Origin of the sequence: Duganella sp. Dugasp56 (assembly GCF_047304105.1) — a bacterium.
In the GTDB taxonomy this organism is placed as follows: domain Bacteria; phylum Pseudomonadota; class Gammaproteobacteria; order Burkholderiales; family Burkholderiaceae_D; genus Rugamonas; species Rugamonas hordei.
On record NZ_JBGLYQ010000027.1, the window covers coordinates 11942 to 28386 of the forward strand.

Annotated in this window: 15 protein-coding genes; 7 read left to right on the forward strand and 8 right to left on the reverse strand. The window is 65.6% G+C overall.

Features of this window, described 5'->3' with window-relative positions:
- Window positions 1-128: 128 nt before the first annotated feature.
- The 4 genes from ACCD07_RS19235 (at window position 129) to ACCD07_RS19250 (ending at window position 4731) form a co-directional block, all read left to right on the forward strand.
- Window positions 129-1730, forward strand: a complete 1602-nt coding sequence (locus ACCD07_RS19235) for an ABC-F family ATPase (protein WP_176650822.1) — start codon at window positions 129-131, stop codon at window positions 1728-1730.
- Window positions 1731-1812: 82 nt separating this feature from the next.
- Window positions 1813-2958: a quinolinate synthase NadA gene (gene nadA / locus ACCD07_RS19240; protein ID WP_413448266.1), complete on the forward strand. Its 1146-nt coding sequence runs from the start codon at window positions 1813-1815 to the stop codon at window positions 2956-2958.
- Window positions 2955-3821 carry a carboxylating nicotinate-nucleotide diphosphorylase gene (gene nadC / locus ACCD07_RS19245; RefSeq protein ID WP_413448267.1) on the forward strand — a complete coding sequence of 289 codons (867 nt, stop codon included), beginning with the start codon at window positions 2955-2957 and terminating at the stop codon, window positions 3819-3821. Before nadA ends, nadC begins: the two co-directional genes overlap by 4 nt.
- 115 nt (window positions 3822-3936) lie before the next feature.
- Window positions 3937-4731 carry a PEP-CTERM sorting domain-containing protein gene (locus tag ACCD07_RS19250; protein WP_353398742.1) on the forward strand — a complete coding sequence of 265 codons (795 nt, stop codon included), beginning with the start codon at window positions 3937-3939 and terminating at the stop codon, window positions 4729-4731.
- On the opposite strand, the gene ACCD07_RS19255 is transcribed toward ACCD07_RS19250, so the two are convergent.
- Both ACCD07_RS19255 and nadB read right to left on the reverse strand, forming a co-directional pair.
- The gene (locus tag ACCD07_RS19255; protein ID WP_176650825.1) at window positions 4728-5267 is read right to left on the reverse strand and encodes a GNAT family N-acetyltransferase; all 540 of its coding nucleotides are present in this window, start codon (window positions 5265-5267) and stop codon (window positions 4728-4730) included. The genes ACCD07_RS19250 and ACCD07_RS19255 overlap by 4 nt on opposite strands.
- Window positions 5268-5276: 9 nt before the next feature.
- Window positions 5277-6890 carry an L-aspartate oxidase gene (nadB, locus tag ACCD07_RS19260; RefSeq protein ID WP_353398748.1) on the reverse strand — a complete coding sequence of 538 codons (1614 nt, stop codon included), beginning with the start codon at window positions 6888-6890 and terminating at the stop codon, window positions 5277-5279.
- A gap of 197 nt (window positions 6891-7087) precedes the next feature.
- Here nadB and ACCD07_RS19265 point away from each other — a divergent pair, with 197 nt between their 5' ends.
- The 3 genes from ACCD07_RS19265 to prsR are packed head-to-tail and all read left to right on the forward strand — an operon-like array spanning window position 7088 to window position 11821.
- On the forward strand, window positions 7088-8470 hold the full coding sequence (locus tag ACCD07_RS19265) for a TIGR03013 family XrtA/PEP-CTERM system glycosyltransferase (protein ID WP_353398751.1): 1383 nt from the start codon (window positions 7088-7090) through the stop codon (window positions 8468-8470).
- Window positions 8470-10455 carry an XrtA/PEP-CTERM system histidine kinase PrsK gene (gene prsK / locus ACCD07_RS19270; RefSeq protein WP_413448268.1) on the forward strand — a complete coding sequence of 662 codons (1986 nt, stop codon included), beginning with the start codon at window positions 8470-8472 and terminating at the stop codon, window positions 10453-10455. Before ACCD07_RS19265 ends, prsK begins: the two co-directional genes overlap by 1 nt.
- Window positions 10456-10474: 19 nt before the next feature.
- The gene (gene prsR, locus ACCD07_RS19275; protein ID WP_176650829.1) at window positions 10475-11821 is read left to right on the forward strand and encodes a PEP-CTERM-box response regulator transcription factor; all 1347 of its coding nucleotides are present in this window, start codon (window positions 10475-10477) and stop codon (window positions 11819-11821) included.
- A gap of 2 nt (window positions 11822-11823) precedes the next feature.
- On the opposite strand, the gene ACCD07_RS19280 is transcribed toward prsR, so the two are convergent.
- From ACCD07_RS19280 to ACCD07_RS19305, 6 genes are read right to left on the reverse strand one after another with little or no spacing between them, the layout of a single operon-like run.
- Complete coding sequence (locus ACCD07_RS19280; protein WP_176650830.1) at window positions 11824-12453, reverse strand: tetratricopeptide repeat protein; 630 nt, start codon at window positions 12451-12453, stop codon at window positions 11824-11826.
- Window positions 12450-13700, reverse strand: coding sequence for a glycosyltransferase (locus ACCD07_RS19285; RefSeq protein ID WP_413448269.1), 1251 nt, complete (start codon window positions 13698-13700; stop codon window positions 12450-12452). The genes ACCD07_RS19280 and ACCD07_RS19285 overlap by 4 nt, the downstream gene beginning before the upstream one ends.
- A complete protein-coding gene (locus tag ACCD07_RS19290) occupies window positions 13694-14527 on the reverse strand; it encodes a hydrolase 1, exosortase A system-associated (RefSeq protein WP_176650832.1) in 834 nt (277 codons plus the stop codon). The genes ACCD07_RS19285 and ACCD07_RS19290 overlap by 7 nt, the downstream gene beginning before the upstream one ends.
- Window positions 14524-15357, reverse strand: coding sequence for a hydrolase 2, exosortase A system-associated (locus ACCD07_RS19295; RefSeq protein WP_176650833.1), 834 nt, complete (start codon window positions 15355-15357; stop codon window positions 14524-14526). Before ACCD07_RS19295 ends, ACCD07_RS19290 begins: the two co-directional genes overlap by 4 nt.
- Window positions 15354-15596: an acyl carrier protein gene (locus ACCD07_RS19300; protein ID WP_176650834.1), complete on the reverse strand. Its 243-nt coding sequence runs from the start codon at window positions 15594-15596 to the stop codon at window positions 15354-15356. The genes ACCD07_RS19295 and ACCD07_RS19300 overlap by 4 nt, the downstream gene beginning before the upstream one ends.
- Before the next feature lie 8 nt (window positions 15597-15604).
- Window positions 15605-16294, reverse strand: a complete 690-nt coding sequence (locus ACCD07_RS19305; protein ID WP_413448270.1) for a hypothetical protein — start codon at window positions 16292-16294, stop codon at window positions 15605-15607.
- Window positions 16295-16445: the final 151 nt, after the last annotated feature.

The window sequence follows — 16445 nt, forward strand, 5'->3', positions numbered from 1 at the left end:
CGCCGCAATGACCCGATGTGCCTCAAGTCGCTGTAAGTGCTTGTTTTATATAGGGGATCCCACGAAAATCCTCGACTGCTGTATAATCTCGCCTTTCCGCGTTACCTTTCTCAAAGTCCAATTCCAATATGCTCAGCACAGCAAACATCACGATGCAATTCGGCGCCAAGCCGTTGTTTGAAAACATTTCCGTCAAATTCGGCGATGGCAACCGCTATGGCCTGATCGGCGCCAACGGTTGCGGCAAGTCGACGTTCATGAAAATCCTGGGCGGCGACCTGGAACCGTCGGGCGGCAACGTGATGCTGGATACCAACGAGCGCCTGGGCAAGCTGCGCCAGGACCAGTTCGCCTTTGAAGAAATGCGCGTGCTGGACGTGGTCATGATGGGCCACACCGAAATGTGGGCGGCGATGCAGGAACGCGACGCCATCTACGCCAATCCGGAAGCGACCGACGACGACTACATGAAAGCCGCCGACCTGGAAGGCAAAGTCTCCGAATACGACGGCTACACCGCCGAATCGCGCGCCGGCGAGCTGCTGCTGGGCGCCGGCGTGGCCATCGACCTGCACCAGGGCCCGATGAGCAATGTGTCGCCAGGCTGGAAGCTGCGCGTGCTGCTCGCGCAGGCGCTGTTCTCGAATCCGGACATCCTGCTGCTCGACGAACCGACCAACAACCTGGACATCAACACGATCCGCTGGCTGGAAGATGTGCTCAACGAGCGCAACTCCACCATGATCATCATTTCCCACGATCGCCACTTCCTGAACCAGGTCTGCACCCACGTGGCCGACATGGACTACGGCACGCTGAAGATCTACCCGGGCAACTACGACGAGTACATGTTCGCGTCGACCCAGGCCCGCAACCAGCAGCTGGCCAACAACGCCAAGGCCAAAGAGAAGGTCGCCGAGCTGCAGGACTTCGTGCGCCGTTTCGCCGCCAACAAATCCAAGGCCCGCCAGGCGACGTCGCGCGCCAAGCAGATCGAGAAGATCAAGGTCGACGACATCAAGCCGTCGTCGCGCGCCTATCCGTTCGTGCGTTTCGACGGCGAGAAGAAGCTGCACCGCCTGGCCGTCGAGGTGGACAGCATCGCCAAGAAATACGATCGCCAGCTGTTCAACAATTTCAGCATCATGGTGGAAGCGGGCGAGCGCATCGCCATCATCGGCGCCAACGGCGCCGGCAAAACCACGATGTTGCGCTGCATCGGCGGCGACGACATCGCCGGCCTGCACGCCGACCACGGCATGGTCAAGTGGGCGGAAAACGCCAACGTCGGCTACATGCCGCAGGATCCGACCGAGGAATTCGCCAGCGACATCACGCTGACCGACTGGATGGGCAACTGGACCAAGGAAGGCGACGACGACCAGGCCGTGCGCTCGATCCTGGGCCGTTTGCTGTTCGGCGGCGACGAGGTGAAGAAATCGGTCAAGGTGCTGTCCGGCGGCGAGAAGGGCCGCATGATGTACGGCAAGCTGATGCTGGGCCGCCACAACGTGCTGCTGCTCGATGAACCGACCAACCACATGGACATGGAATCGATCGAGTCGCTCAACATCGCGCTGGAAAAATACGCCGGCACGCTGATCTTCGTGTCGCACGACCGCGAGTTCGTGTCGTCGCTGGCCAACCGCATCATCGAGATCAAGGAAAACGAAGTGGTCGATTTCCGCGGCAACTACGAAGACTACCTGACCAGCCAGGGCATCGATTAAACCAGAAAAGAATCCCGCCCCAAGCGGGATTTTTCGCAATGTGCCATAGTCTAGTCTCACGTTTTACGAATAACCGAACAATATGCAAACCATAGAGATCAAAGCCGTCGAGTACGAGCATCCGCAAGACGGCGCCAGCTGCACCGCCCACGCTTGGGCGCGCACGCCAGCCACGCCATCCGCCGAGCAACGCGTCGCCCTCAAGGAACGCATCAAGCGCCTGCTGAAGGAAAAGCAGGCGGTGCTCGTTTCCCACTACTACGTCGACGCCGACCTGCAAGACCTGGCCGAGGAAACCGGCGGCTGCGTCTCCGATTCGCTGGAGATGGCGCGCTTCGGCCGCGACCATCCGGCCAAGACGCTGGTCGTCGCCGGCGTGCGCTTCATGGGCGAAACCGCCAAGATCCTCAGTCCTGAAAAACGCATCCTGATGCCTGACCTGGACGCCACCTGTTCGCTGGACCTGGGCTGCCCGGCCGACGAATTCGCCGCCTTCTGCGACGCCCACCCGGATCGCACCGTGGTGGTGTACGCCAACACCAGCGCCGCCGTCAAGGCGCGCGCCGACTGGATGGTGACCTCGTCGATCGGCCTGGACATCGTCAAGCACCTGCACGAGCAGGGCAAGAAAATCCTGTGGGCGCCGGACAAGCATCTCGGCGGCTACATCCAGAAGCAAACCGGCGCCGACATGCTGCTGTGGCAGGGCTCCTGCCTGGTGCACGACGAATTCAAGGGCGTCGAGCTGGAACTGCTGAAGGCCCAGTACCCGCACGCCAAGATCCTGGTGCATCCCGAATCGCCGGCCAACGTGGTGGCACTGGCCGACGTGGTCGGCTCGACCACGCAGATCATCAACGCCGCCGTCGAATCGGACGCGGACACCTTCATCGTCGCCACCGACAACGGCATCCTGCACAAGATGCGCGCCGCCGCGCCGGGCAAGCGTTTCATCGAGGCGCCGACCGCCGGCAACAGCGCCACCTGCAAGAGCTGCGCGCACTGCCCGTGGATGGCGATGAACGGCCTGCAAAACCTGGCCGACGTGCTGGAAAAAATGGACACGAGCAGCGCGAACGAAATCCACGTCGATCCGGAAGTGGGCAAACAGGCCGTCACCTCGATCAACCGCATGCTCGATTTCGCCGCGGCGAAAAAAGCCCGGGTGCAGCCCGGCGCCGACCTGGCGAAAGAAGCTAAACTGTTTTCGGGAATCGGTCCGGCATGAGTACTCTGGTGAATAAATTCGCGCCGTTCGACGACGCGCTGAAATCCGCTTTCGAAGCCAATCTGCTGGCCGCGCTGCTGGAGGACGTCGGCAGCGGCGACCTGACCGGCCTGCTGGTGCCGGAAGGCGGCCGCGCCACCGCCCGCGTGATCGTGCGCGAGGACGCCGTGCTGTGCGGCGCACCGTGGTTCGAAGGCGTCATGAACTGCATGCAGGCCGGCATCGAGATCGACTGGCAGTACGCCGAAGGCGATCTGATGAAGGCCGACAGCCTGGTCTGCACGATACAAGGCCCGGCGCGCGCGCTGCTGACGGCCGAACGCGGCGCGCTGAACTTCCTGCAGCTGCTGTCGGGCGTTGCGACCGTCACCCGCAAGTATGTGGACGTGATCGCCGGCACCCGCGCCGCCATCCTCGACACGCGCAAGACCATGCCCGGCCTGCGGCTGGCGCAGAAGTACGCGGTGCGCGTTGGCGGCGGCCAGAACCAGCGCCTGGCGCTGTATGACGGCATCCTGATCAAGGAAAACCATATCGCCGCAGCCGGCGGCATCACCAACGCGGTGCTGGCGGCCAAGCGCCTCGACAAGGGCGTGACGATACAGGTGGAAGTGGAAAACCTGGAAGAGCTGAACGAGGCGCTGGAAGCGGGCGCGGTGTCCATCCTGCTGGACAACTTCAGCCTGGACATGATGCGCGAAGCGGTGCGGATCAATGCCGGCCGCGCCTTGCTCGAAGGTTCGGGCGGCGTCAATTTCGACACCGTGCGGGCCATCGCCGAGACCGGCGTCGACCGCATCTCGATCGGCAGCCTGACCAAGGATGTCCGCGCCACGGATTATTCTTTACGCATTGTTGGTTAATCCAGTTTCATTGTTGAAACCACCCGCGCACGATTGAAATTATCAAAAAATAATGATTTAAAAATAATATACTCTCGCTTGTTTTTTTGGCATCAACAACCATGGAGCGAGAGAGATGAAATTGAAATTCATTGCGGGTGTAGTGGCAATGCTGGGCCTGACCGGCGCGGCGCAGGCGGGTGGCTTCATCAACGGAGCCTTCGAAACGGGTACCACTGCCGGTTGGACCACCGGCGGCGGCTATCGTTACGGCAGTTCGAACACCGACCTGTCGCCGGCGGACTTCCTGCCGGGCGGCAGCCTGAACTCGGACGACGGCGTCCGCGGCGCCGTCATCGACCAGAGCTACGTCGACCCCAATCTCGGCAGCCTGATCGGCACCACCGTGTACAGCGGCAAATATGCCTACCGCGCGGAAGACACCACCGACGGCGGCCTGGCCACGGTGATCAGCCAGAAGGTCAACAACTACACCGACGCCAACATCTTCTTCGCCTGGAAAGCGGTGCTGCAGAACGGCGGCCATAGCGAGGACGAATCGGCGGTGATGAAGCTGACGCTGACCGATAACACCACCGGCAACCTGCTGATCAGCCGCAGCTACAACGCCGGCTACACCGGCGGCGGCGTCGATGCGCGCTTCTCCTCGGAAGGCGATCTGTTCTACACGCCACAGTGGCAGGTCGAGCAGCTGAGCATCGACAAATCGCTGTCCGGCCACAGCTTCACGCTGTCGCTGCTGGCGGCCGATTGCGAGCCGACCGCACATACCGGCTACGCCTATCTGGATGGTTTTGGTTCGGTGGCGCCACCGGTGCCTGAGCCGACGACCTACGGCATGATGCTGGCGGGCCTGGGCTTGCTGGGCTACGTCAAGCGCCGCAAGCAAGCCGGAAAGAAAAGCGCCTAAGCGGCGATAGACTTGCGCATCCGGGCCAGTGGCACCTGCACCTGGTCCGGCAGCGTGATCTCGAAGCGCTCCGCCACCTCGAATCCGCAGGCCAGGTACAGCGGCACGCCTGGCATGGTGGCGGCCAGTTCCAGCGTATGGAAGCCGCCGGCCGCGGCCGCGTCGGTGCAGTGGGTCAGCAGCAGGCGGCCCAGTCCCTGCCTGGCCGCCGACGGATCGACAAAAAAGGCGCGGATGCGGGCCGGCTCGGTCGCCGGATCCAATAAGGGGTCGGCGCCTTGCTTGGTGCGGTCGGCGCCGAACAGCGTGCTGCGCTTGCTCCAGCCGCCGCAGGCCAGCAGCTTGCCGGCATCGTCTTCAATCAGGAAGTAGGTCTGGTCCGCGACCAGCTGGGTGTCGACACCGAACACATGCTGCGTCACCGCCTGCGCCTGCCGCTTGGTGTAAAACCCTTCGCTCAACTCGATGCCGGAACGCGCGATCAGCGCCTCCATGGCGGGTATGTCGGCCGGCGTGGCCAGGCGCACTGTGGGCATGGGGCTCTCCTATTTGCGGCGCGACGGAGTCAGGATGCTCGGCAGGGCTTTCGGCAGCGTCTCCGGATAGTCGCGGCTGAAGTGCAGGCCGCGGCTCTCGCGCCGCTGCAGCGCGCTGTTGACGATCAGGTTGGCCACGTCGACCAGGTTGCGCAGCTCCAGCAGGTCGTGCGTGATGCGGAAGTTCTGGTAGTACTCGTCGATTTCTTCCTTCAGCAGCGCGATGCGGTGCTGCGCGCGTTCCAGCCGTTTGGTGGTGCGCACGATGCCGACATAATTCCACATGAAGCGGCGCAGCTCGTCCCAGTTGTGGGCGATCACCACTTCCTCGTCGGCGTCGGTGACGCGGCTTTCATCCCAGTCCGGCAGGTAGGGCACTTCGCCTTTTTCCTTAGCCGCGATATCGGTGGCGCAGGCGCGGCCGATCACCACGCATTCGAGCAGCGAATTGCTGGCCAGGCGGTTGGCGCCGTGCAGGCCGGTGCAGGCGGTTTCGCCGACCGCGTACAGGCCGGGCAGGTCGGTGCGGCCCATCAGGTCGGTGACCACGCCGCCGCAGGTGTAGTGCGCGGCCGGCACGATGGGAATCGGCTGCTTGGTGATGTCGATGCCCAGTTCCAGGCAGCGCGCGTAGATGGTCGGGAAGTGCTCGATCAGGAACTCGGCCGGCTTGTGGCTGATATCGAGGTGCACGTAATCGAGGCCGCGCTTCTTGATCTCGAAGTCGATGGCGCGGGCCACCACGTCGCGCGGCGCCAGTTCGGCGCGCTCGTCGTGGGCCACCATGAAGCGGAAACCTGCGGCCGCGCCGGCTTCCGGCGGCAGCTTGAGCACGCCGCCTTCGCCGCGTATCGCTTCGGTGATCAGGAAGGACTTGGCGTACGGGTGGTACAAGCACGTCGGATGGAACTGGATGAATTCCATGTTGGACACGCGGCAGCCGGCGCGCCAGGCCATGGCGATGCCGTCGCCGCTGGCGGTGTCCGGATTGGTGGTGTACAGGTAGACCTTGCCGGCGCCGCCGGTGGCCATCACCGTGTGCTCGGCGGCGAAGGTGTGGACCTGGCCGCTTAGCTCGTCCTGCACGTACAGGCCGTAGCACTTCGGCTGGGCGTTGCCTTTTTTGACAGGATGCAGCTTGTCCGAGGTGATCAGGTCGATCGCGCAGTGATGTTCGAACAAGGTGATGTTCGGATGGGCGCGCACCTTTTCTTCCAAGGTGACCTGCACCGCGTGGCCGGTGGCGTCGGCCGCGTGGATGATGCGGCGCTGGCTGTGGCCGCCTTCGCGGGTCAGGTGGAATCCCATCTCGGCCGATTCGTCGCGGGTGAAGGGCACGCCTTGCTCGATCAGCCATTCGATCGCCTCGCGGCCGTGCTCGACGATGAAGCGCGTGGCGCTCTCGTCGCACAGGCCGCCGCCGGCGATCAGCGTGTCGTCGATGTGCTGGGTGTGGCTGTCGCCGGAATCTAGCACGGCGGCGATGCCTCCCTGGGCCCAGTTGCTGGCGCCGTCCAGCAGCGCGCGCTTGGAAATGATCGCGACGGTGCGCGTTTCGGCCAGATGCAGGGCGACCGACAAACCGGCCAGTCCACTGCCAACAATTGCGACGTCAAATTTCATGATTACGTGTTGGATACGGTAAAGAACCATGACTATAGACCATTTGTCATGAGCGCGTCATATATGCGCTGTTTTTCACCGTATTGAGGCAGAACTGTACAGCGATTGTGGCGGCTCAACACGTGCGCTCCGACTGTTCAGCATCATCTTGGTTACGCCGCTTAGTTACAACGGTTCCCAGGCGCAGGAGAGAGATTGTGATCAGGATATTCCACCACTATGTGTCCAAGATAGCCTTCATGCTGTTGTTGCTGGAGTTGCTGGTGCTGTTGACGGCCGCGGTCGCCAGCGCGCCGCTGTGGCTCAAGGGCCGACACGGCCCCGACCAGCTGTACCTGCCGGCGCTGGCGTTTGCGCTGGTCGTCGTGCTGAGCATGGGCACGCTGGGCATGTACCAGCACAACCAGTCCAGGGAGGATATCAAGAGCACCTTGCTGCGCATCCTGCCGTCGTTTGTGCTGGGCTTCGGCCTGCTGAACCTGCTGGCGAGCATGGTGCCCGAGGCGCAGTTCGGCCGGCTCGGCAGCGTGGTGTTCGTGCTGGGCGGGGCGGCGGTGCTGCTGGCGCGGCTGCTGGTGTTCACCTCGGCGCAGTCGAGCATGATGGAGCAGCGGCTGATCGTCATCGGCGACGGCGCCACCGCGCGCCAATGCTGGGAGCTGGCGGCGTCCAGCGTCGGCTTCCACCAGTTCAAGGTGGTCGGCTTCGTGCCGGTGGCGGGCGAGCTCTCCAGCGTGCCGCCGGCCATGCTGCTGCCGGCCGACCTGTCGCTGCTGGCCCTGGCGCGGCGCTATGCGGCCGACGAAATCGTGGTCTCGGTCGGCGACCGCCGCAATGGCGCGTTTCCGGTGCGCCAGCTGCTGGAGTGCGCGCTGGGCGGCGTGCCCGTCACCGACGCCGCCAGCTTCTTCGAGCGCGAGGCCTGCCAGATCCGCATCGATTCGCTGCAGCCCAGCTACCTGATCTTCGGCGGCGGTTTCGACCAGAGCTTGTTGCGGGCGGCGGTCAAGCGCGCCTTCGACCTGGTGGCCAGCGGCGCCATCTGCCTGGCCTCGCTGCCCATCATGCTGCTGACCGCGCTGGCGATCCGCATCGAGGACGGCGGGCCGGTGTTTTATCAGCAGGAGCGCGTGGGGCGCGACAACCGACTGTTCAAGGTGCTGAAGTTCCGCAGCATGCGGCTCGACGCCGAGCAGGACGGCAAACCGAAATGGGCGTCGGTCAACGATCCGCGCGTCACCCGCGTCGGGCATTGGATACGCAAGCTGCGCATCGACGAATTGCCGCAGATGCTGAATGTGTTCAAGGGCGAGATGAGTTTTGTCGGCCCGCGCCCGGAGCGGGCTTATTTTGTCGAGCAGCTGTGCAGCGAGATCGCCTATTACAACGTGCGGCACAGCATCAAGCCCGGCATCACCGGGCTGGCGCAGGTGCGCTACAGCTATGGCGCCTCGGTCGACGACGCCGTGCGCAAGCTGCAATACGACCTGTACTATGTCAAGAACAACAGCCTGTTTCTCGATTTGCTGATACTGCTCGATACGGTGCAGGTTGTGTTGTTTGGAAAGGGCAGCCGTTGATGACCTGGCAGCAGGTTTCCGCCATCAGTCATGGATGTGCGGTGCTGGCGTATCTGATCCTGGCCTCGCTGCTGTTGCGCGGAGGCTGGCGCAAGCGGCGCCATGCCGGCGCCTTCGGCGGCGCCTGCCTGCTGACCGCCGCCTGGGCCGGCGCGGCGGCGGCCGGCGTCAACGCATTGGAGGCCTTGCGCACGGCGGCATGGCTGGTCCTGCTGCTGGTGCTGGCCGGCGCCGGCTGGCGCCAGCGGGCCTGGCTGATCGCCGTGGCCGCGCTGGCGGCGCTGGAACTGGCGGCGGGCTATGGCCTGCACATGCTGGCGGTGATCGCCATCCGGCTCGGGCTGGCGGTGCTGGGCATGCTGCTGGTCGAGCATTTGTACCGGGACACGCCGGACAACGCGCGCTGGGGCATCAAGTTCGCCTGCCTCGGCATCGGCGCCTTGTTCGCCTACGATTTCTACCTGTACAGCGAAGCCTTGCTGTTCCGCCGCATCAATGAAGATATCTGGGCCGCGCGCGGCGCCGTCAACGCCTTGAGCGCGCCGCTGCTGGCGGTGGCCATCGCGCGCAACCCGGCGTGGACGGCCGGCCTGCAGCTGTCGCGCCAGATCATGTTCCGTTCGGCTGCGCTGCTCGGTTCGGCGTTGTACCTGGGGGCGATGGCGGCCAGCGCCTGGTACCTGCGCTTCATCGGCGGCGTGTGGGGCACGCTGATGCAGCAGGCCTGTCTGTTCGGCGCCGGGCTGCTGCTGGCCGGCGTGCTGTTTTCCGGCACCATGCGGGCGCGCCTGAAGGTCTTCATCAGCAAGCATTTCTACCAGGGCCATTACGATTACCGGCAGGAATGGCAGCGCTTCACGCGGGCGCTGGGCGAGCACGGCGACGTGTTGCCGGAGCGGGCGATACAGGCCGTGGCCGAGTTGGTGGAAAGTCCGGCCGGCATTTTGTGGCTGCGCCGCGACGAGACGCATTATCAGGCCGTGGCGCGCTGGAACATGCCGCTGCCGGAGAACGCCGAGCCGGCCGGCGGCGCGCTGTGCGGCGTGCTGGCCTCGCGCGGCTGGGTGATCGATCTGCAGGAATGGCGCGAGGCGCCGCAACGCTACGGCGGCCTGCCGCCGCCGGCCTGGCTGGCCGGCGACGAGCGCATGTGGCTGGTGGTGCCGCTGATGCTGGAGCGCCGGCTGTTCGGCTTCGTCTGCCTGGCGCAACCGCGCACCAGGCAGCTGATGAACTGGGAGGTGCGCGACGTGCTCAAGATCGCCGGCAGCCAGGCCGCCAGCTACCTCGCGCACCGCGAATCGGCCGACAACCTGGCGGTGGCGCGGCAGTTCGAATCGTTCAACCGCATGTCCACCTTTGTCGTGCACGACCTGAAGAACCTGGTGTCGCAGCTGTCGCTGCTGCTGGTGAACGCGGAGCGGCACAAGAACAATCCGGCCTTCCAGGAAGACATGCTGGAGACGCTGTCGCACTCGCTGGCCAAGATGAAGACGCTGCTGCTGAAATTGCGCCGCGACGACGCGCCCGATCCCTGCGCGCCGCTGCAGCTGGACAGCCTGCTGGCGCAGACCGTGCAGGCGTGCGCCGCGCTGGAGCCGCGCCCGGCGCTGGACCTGCGCGCGTCCGGGTTGATGGTGCTGGCCAACCGCCAGCGGCTGGAGCGGGTGATCGGCCACCTGATCCAGAACGCGGTGGAAGCCACGCCGCGCCACGGCAGCGTGGCGGTGCGGCTGCTGCGCAACGACGCCTTCGCCGTGATCGAGCTGAGCGACACGGGGCAGGGCATGAGCGAGGAATTCATCCGTGAGCGGCTGTTCCGGCCGTTCGAATCGACCAAGACCGCCGGCATGGGCATAGGCGTGTTTGAGAGCCGGGAATATGCGAAGGAAATCGGCGGCCGACTGGAAGTGAGCAGCGCGCCGTCGCTGGGCACGACTTTTCGGCTGATCCTGCCGCTGCACGCGGAAGCTGCGGCGGCCTGAACAATAAGGTAACGAGTATATGGGCAAGCAAAAATTGCTGGTGATAGAGGACGATACCGGCCTGCAAAAGCAGCTGCGCTGGAGCCTGGACGCCTACGAAGTGGTGGTGGCCGACGACCGCGAATCGGCGATGGCGCAGCTGCGCCGCCATCAGCCGGCGGTGGCGACGATGGATCTCGGCCTGCCGCCGGATCCGGACGGCGCCACCGAGGGCCTGGCGCTGCTGCAGCAGATCCTGGCCGCCGCGCCGGACACCAAGGTGATCCTGTTGTCCGGCAACCAGGACCGCGCCAACGCGCTGAAGGCGATCGCCGCCGGCGCCTACGATTTCCACCAGAAGCCGCTCGATGCCGATACCCTGGCCCTGGTGATCGAGCGCGCCTTCTATCTGCACGCCTTGCAGCAGGAAAACCGGCGCATGATGCAGATCCAGTCCGATTCGCCGCTGGCCGGCATCATCAGCCGCGATCCCGGCATGTTGCGGGTGTGCCGCAGCGTCGAGCGGGTGGCGCCGTCGTCGGCCACGGTGATGCTGCTGGGCGACTCCGGCAGCGGCAAGGAACTGGTGGCGCGCGGCGTGCATCGCTTGAGCCCACGGCACGACAAGCGCTTCGTCGCCATCAATTGCGCGGCCATCCCGGAACATTTGCTGGAAAGCGAGCTATTCGGCTACGAAAAGGGCGCGTTCACCGGCGCCCAGCGGCAGACGCTGGGCAAGCTGGAGCTGGCGCACGGCGGCACCTTCTTTCTCGACGAGATAGGCGACATGCCGCTGCCGCTGCAGGCCAAGCTGCTGCGTTTCCTGCAGGAGCGCGTGATCGAGCGGGTGGGCGGGCGCAGCGAGATCAGCATCGACGTGCGCATCGTCTGCGCCACGCACCAGAACCTGAAGGCGCTGGCCGAATCAGGCCGCTTCCGCGAGGATTTATATTACCGGCTCAGCGAAATCGTGCTGTCGATACCGCCGCTGCGCGAGCGCGTCGGCGACTGCGCGCTGCTGGCCCACCATTTCAAGAACAAGTTCTGCGCCAGCGAGTCGCGGCAGATATTGAGTTTCAGCCCGGACGCGCTGGCGGCGATCGAATCCTACCAGTGGCCGGGCAATGTGCGCGAGATGGAAAACTGCCTGCGGCGCGCCGTCATCATGGCGGACGGGCCGCAAATCACGCCGCAGGACCTGGGGCTGCCGGACAGCACGGCCGACGAGCCCAACGTCAACCTGCGCCAGGCGCGCGAGGCGGCCGAGTACCGCGTCATGGTGCAGGCGCTGGCGCGGGTCGACGGCAATATCGTCAGGGCGGCGGAATTGCTGGGTGTGAGCCGGCCGACCTTGTACGACTTGATGAACCATCACGGCTTGAAATAAAGCTAGTCGGACTCGCGCCATTTGCCGGCCGCAACCAGCTGGTTTTTCAGGCCCGGCAGCGGGAATCCCATGCCGTAGGCCTTGTGCGCGTTGACCAGCGCGCGGTCATAGTCCTTACGTTTCATGAACAACAGCCCGAGGTTGTAGTAGGCCGTGGCGTTGGACGGTTCCAGGCTCGCCGCCTGCTGCAGCTGCTCCAGCGCGGCGTCGTTCTGCCCGAGCGCCAGCAGGTAGCCGCCGTAGATGGAGTGCACGCGCGCGTCGTCCGGCCGGAAGCGCAGCGCGCGGTCGAAATAGCAGTCGATCGTGTAGTGGGCGCCGTAGGGCTTGCGGTTCTTGTCGCGCAGCGACAGCTTGGTCATCGCGGTCAGTGCGCGGTGATGGTTGGGGAAGTGGTCCAGCACATAGCCGATGTCGGCGCCCAGCGAACCGGTGGCGCCGCGCACCAGGCGCTCGACCTCCGGCGTGAAATGGTATTGCTCGACCACCACCAGGCCTTCGCGGTCGGCCGGATTGGTGTAGTCGCCGCCGGGATCGTGCTTGACGTAGGTGCCGCAGTCCTCGGCGGCCGCCATGGCGGTATGCGCGGCCGTCAGTAGCGCCGCGCAGAGTAGATAGTGGCTAGGTTTCATGACTGCTCCTTATATAGGGTACGGTCCAGCAGGGTGGCCAGCTCGCCGGTGCGGGCCCCGCGCGAGTGGCTGGCGATCAGCGCCGGCGCAGCTACCGGCGCCCTGCGTTCGCGGCACAGGCGCAGGAAGCGCATCAGCGAACCGGCGATGTCGGCCGCGTTGTCGAGCTTGCCGATGGTGTCGATGCCGGCCCGGCGCAGGGCGGCGGCGGTGTCGCCGGCCGGATCGGTCAGGGCCAGCAACGGACGCCGGGCACGCAGGTATTCGTACAGCTTGGCCGGGATCTGGCCATTGCAGTTGGCGGCCTGCAGCAACAGCAGGCCGTCCATCTCCAGCATTTCGGCCAGCGCCTCGCGATATGGCAGCGGCGGCGCCAGTTCGACCAGTTCGGCGACACCGTGATGCCGCCGCATCAGGTCGCGCAGATGGTCGTCGTGGGCGCTGGCGCGCAGCACCAGCCGGAAGCTGGCGGGGTTGATGTATTGGTCGGCCTGCAACCGGGCCAGGGCGGCGAACAGCGGCGCCGGATCGCGCTCCGACGGATAGATCACGCCACTGTGCAGCAGGCGGAACTGCCCGGCGGGCGCAGGCGGGCGCGGCGCCGCGAGCTCCGCCGCGATGAAGCTGCCTTCGTCGTAGCCGTTTTCAATCAGCGCGATGCGCTTGCGGTCCATTTGCGGATGACGCTGCCCCAAGGCACTCAAGGCGCCGGGCGTGGTGCAGACCACGGCGGCGGCGCGCGTCGCTGCCTGCCGCTCGATCCAGTGATGGATGTTGCGGCGGCGCACGTCGGGCGGATAGTCGAGATCGACCATGGGGTCGCGCTGGTCGGCGACCCACGGAATGCCGCTGAGCCGGTGCAGGCTGAGCGCGATCAGATGCGCGGTGGCGATCGGGTAGCTGGACCAGATGACGTCCGGCCGGTGTTGGCGTATCAGCCGCAAGCCGGCCGGCACGGCGCTGAGCCACCACGAGATCCAGCGGTCGGGCTGCGCCAGCCAGCCGGGATAGCGGCCGCGCAAGGCCAGGTGGCGCTGCGTGTCCAGCGCAAAGCTGCGGTGCACCGGCACCCGGCCGTCGAGTTGGCCGGCGGCGACGTCCTCGTAGGCGCGCGGATGCACCGACAGCACCAGCGGCCGCCAGCCGAATTGCGGCAGATACTGGGTGAACGCCAGCGTGCGCTGGATGCCGCTGCCGCCGCACATCGGCGGGTAGTGATAGGCGATCATCAGCACGCGCTTCACCATGATGCGATCCAGTCTCTGCACAACGACGTGACATCGTCGCGCCAGGCCTTGCTGGCGAAGGTGTGGTTGGCCTGCGGGATGGTTTCCGTGCGGACGCGCGGCGCGGCAAGCAGCTTGCGCCAGTGCGCATGCCGCGCCGGCAATGCCGAAAATTCCCTGGCGCCCAGGTCGGCGCCGCTCAAGACGATCAGCAAGGGGCCGCGATAGCGCGACAAGGCCAGGTACAGGCGCTGGGGCACATTCATGTCCGACGCCGTTTGCGATTGGCGGGCGGCGGAGGCCAGCTGGACAAAGGAGCTGAACGTGCGCCCGACACCGACGGCGCCGCTGGCCAGCTTGCGCCAGAACTCCTTGTCCAGCAGCCGCTGCACATAATAGTGGCGCAGCGTGACGCGGGCGAGGCCTTGTTCAGTGCGCACCCAGGGGTTCAGCATGATCAGGCCTGCGACCCGGCGGTCGAGCGCCGCGTAGCCGGCGGCGGCGGTGGCGCCGTCGCACAATCCCCACAGCACGACGTCCTTCATCCCCGGCAGCAGGCTGAAGAAATGGCCGATGGCGGCCGAAAGGTCGTCGTCTACCGCCGTAAAGTCGCGCGGGTCGCCTTCGCTGTCGCCCATGCCGCGATAGTCGAAGCGCATGACGGGGATGCCGGCGGCGGCCAGCTGTTCCGCCAGCAGCACGAAATGGCGATGGCTGCCTACACGGTATTGCGGGCCGCCGGTGACGATCAACAGGCCGCGCGGCAGCGGCGCGTCCGGCAGGTGCAGCACGCCGACCAGCCAGCTATCGTGGCAGGTAAACTGCACCACGCGGCGCTGCCAGTTCATGAGCGTTCCGCCAGCACCGGCATGGCGTTCAGCGTGGCGGCCAGCAATCCGGGCACCTCGGTGATTTCCGGCGTGGCCCAGAACGGTTCGCCGTCCAGCGCAAATGCGTCGATATACGCGCCGGCGCGCGACCAGCGCTCGATCAGCAGCGCCGAGGCCGGTTGCAGCGCGGGCGGGGCCGGCGGCGTCGCCAGTTCCAGCCACTGCACCGGGCAGGGCGGCGCAAAGGATGCGTCGGTTTGCTTGATCGCTTCGATCAATTCCGGCGCCAGCCGGTAGCCGGCGACTTCGGTGCCGACATCGCCGCCGTCGGCCGGCTGCGCAGGTGGGGCCGCGCCGAACATGCGCGCCGCGCTCTGCATGCGCATGAACTGGTTCAGGTGCGCGCGGCCGCTGATGACCGGCTGCCACAGCACCAGGCCGGCCGGCGCCGGTTGCGCGCGCGCGGCAAACTGCAGGGCCAGCAGCGCGCCCAGCCTCAGTCCCCACAAGTAGCGCGGCGCGCTGCCGCGCTGGGCCAGCCATTGCCAGCCCAAGGCCAGGTCGTCCAGCCAGCTGTGCCAGCGGGCGTCGGAAAAGTCGCCGCTGCTGTCGCCGCAACCGTACAAGTCCAGCTGCAGCACGCCGTAGCCGGCGCGGGCATAGGCACGGGCTTGCAGCGCCGCCATGCGACGGCTCTTGTTCAGTTCCTCGGCAAAAGGGTGGACGTACAGGATGGCGCCGCGCTCGGGGACATCCGGATCAGGCTGGTGATACAGGCAAAAGCGTTCCCCCACCGCCGCCGTCAGGAAAAACGGCAGGGCATGGGCGCGCTGCGCGTGGATCGTCATGCCAGCTTGCCTTCGACGAAAGCGGCCAGCGTGCCGACGGTGGCGAAATGGCTGGCGCTGATTTCATCGTCCTCGACGGCGATGCTGTATTGCATCTCCAGCGCCAGGATCAGGTTGGCGACCGCCATCGAATCAAGTTCCGGCAGGCTGCCGAGCAAAGGCGTGTCCGCCTTCAACGGCATGGCGCCGAGGCCGAGTGTGGTGCGCAGGATCTGGCTGACCTGGTCGATACGGGACATGGTGACTCCTATGGGGCGACGTCGGCCAGCGTGCTGGTGTCGAACATCAGTTGTGGAAAAGTGGAAGGGTGGCGGGAAAAATGAAAGCGCGGCTCCAGACTGGAGAACATCCATTGCCATTGCCCGCAGCGCAGGAAGACCGCGCCGCCGAGCCGGACCACGCCGATTTGCGCGTGGGCGCGCAGCGAAGCGGGATTGAAAGCTGAGATGCGGCTGCAACTCCAGCGCACGCCGCGCTGGCGCAGCCGCAGCCGCGCCGCTTCCCACAGACGTGGAAACACCCAGCCGAGGCGTTCTTCCGGCCGTACCCAGACGTCGAAATCCCAGGCCGCGCGCGAGGAGGCGAGCCGGTATTGCGCGCGGACCTCGTCTTCCTGATAGGCGTCGAACACCAGCCACAGGAAGCCGGCCAGCCGGCCCTTGCGCCAGGCGGCCAGGCTCTGCGCGCCTTGCGCATAGCGTTGCCACACCACGGAAGCGGGGCGCGGATAGTCGTCCGGCAAGGTCTCGCCGGCGCGCTGCTCGCGGATGTCGATATCGAGGCCGCGCTCCGCGCACAGCGGCGTGTCGCCGATGTACTGGGCGACGAAATGGTAGCGATACAGTCCGCAGCGGCCGGCGCTGACCGCCGCCAACGCGTGGCCGAGCCAGTACAGCATGGCATTCAGCCAGCCTAGTTGGGCGTAGGTATGACGCAAGCCATTAGTCATCGTGGAGATGTAAAAGTGAGCGGAAGTGAAATTAGACCCCGGCGGCGGCGACGCGGGTTTGAGCCAGCACAAGCAGCGGCCCTGCTTGACCAACATCAAGAACGGCCGGGCGATTTATCTCAATCATAGAGGGCAGTCT

Excerpts from the sequence above, each read along its gene's own strand:
- ACCD07_RS19235 (WP_176650822.1), top strand. The coding sequence starts at position 129 with ATGCTCAGCACAGCAAACATCACGATGCAATTCGGCGCCAAGCCGTTG.
- nadA (WP_413448266.1), top strand. The coding sequence starts at position 1,813 with ATGCAAACCATAGAGATCAAAGCCGTCGAGTACGAGCATCCGCAAGAC.
- nadC (WP_413448267.1), top strand. The coding sequence starts at position 2,955 with ATGAGTACTCTGGTGAATAAATTCGCGCCGTTCGACGACGCGCTGAAA.
- ACCD07_RS19250 (WP_353398742.1), top strand. The coding sequence starts at position 3,937 with ATGAAATTGAAATTCATTGCGGGTGTAGTGGCAATGCTGGGCCTGACC.
- ACCD07_RS19255 (WP_176650825.1), bottom strand. The coding sequence starts at position 5,267 with ATGCCCACAGTGCGCCTGGCCACGCCGGCCGACATACCCGCCATGGAG.
- nadB (WP_353398748.1), bottom strand. The coding sequence starts at position 6,890 with ATGAAATTTGACGTCGCAATTGTTGGCAGTGGACTGGCCGGTTTGTCG.
- prsK (WP_413448268.1), top strand. The coding sequence starts at position 8,470 with ATGACCTGGCAGCAGGTTTCCGCCATCAGTCATGGATGTGCGGTGCTG.
- prsR (WP_176650829.1), top strand. The coding sequence starts at position 10,475 with ATGGGCAAGCAAAAATTGCTGGTGATAGAGGACGATACCGGCCTGCAA.
- ACCD07_RS19280 (WP_176650830.1), bottom strand. The coding sequence starts at position 12,453 with ATGAAACCTAGCCACTATCTACTCTGCGCGGCGCTACTGACGGCCGCG.
- ACCD07_RS19285 (WP_413448269.1), bottom strand. The coding sequence starts at position 13,700 with ATGGTGAAGCGCGTGCTGATGATCGCCTATCACTACCCGCCGATGTGC.
- ACCD07_RS19290 (WP_176650832.1), bottom strand. The coding sequence starts at position 14,527 with ATGAACTGGCAGCGCCGCGTGGTGCAGTTTACCTGCCACGATAGCTGG.
- ACCD07_RS19295 (WP_176650833.1), bottom strand. The coding sequence starts at position 15,357 with ATGACGATCCACGCGCAGCGCGCCCATGCCCTGCCGTTTTTCCTGACG.
- ACCD07_RS19300 (WP_176650834.1), bottom strand. The coding sequence starts at position 15,596 with ATGTCCCGTATCGACCAGGTCAGCCAGATCCTGCGCACCACACTCGGC.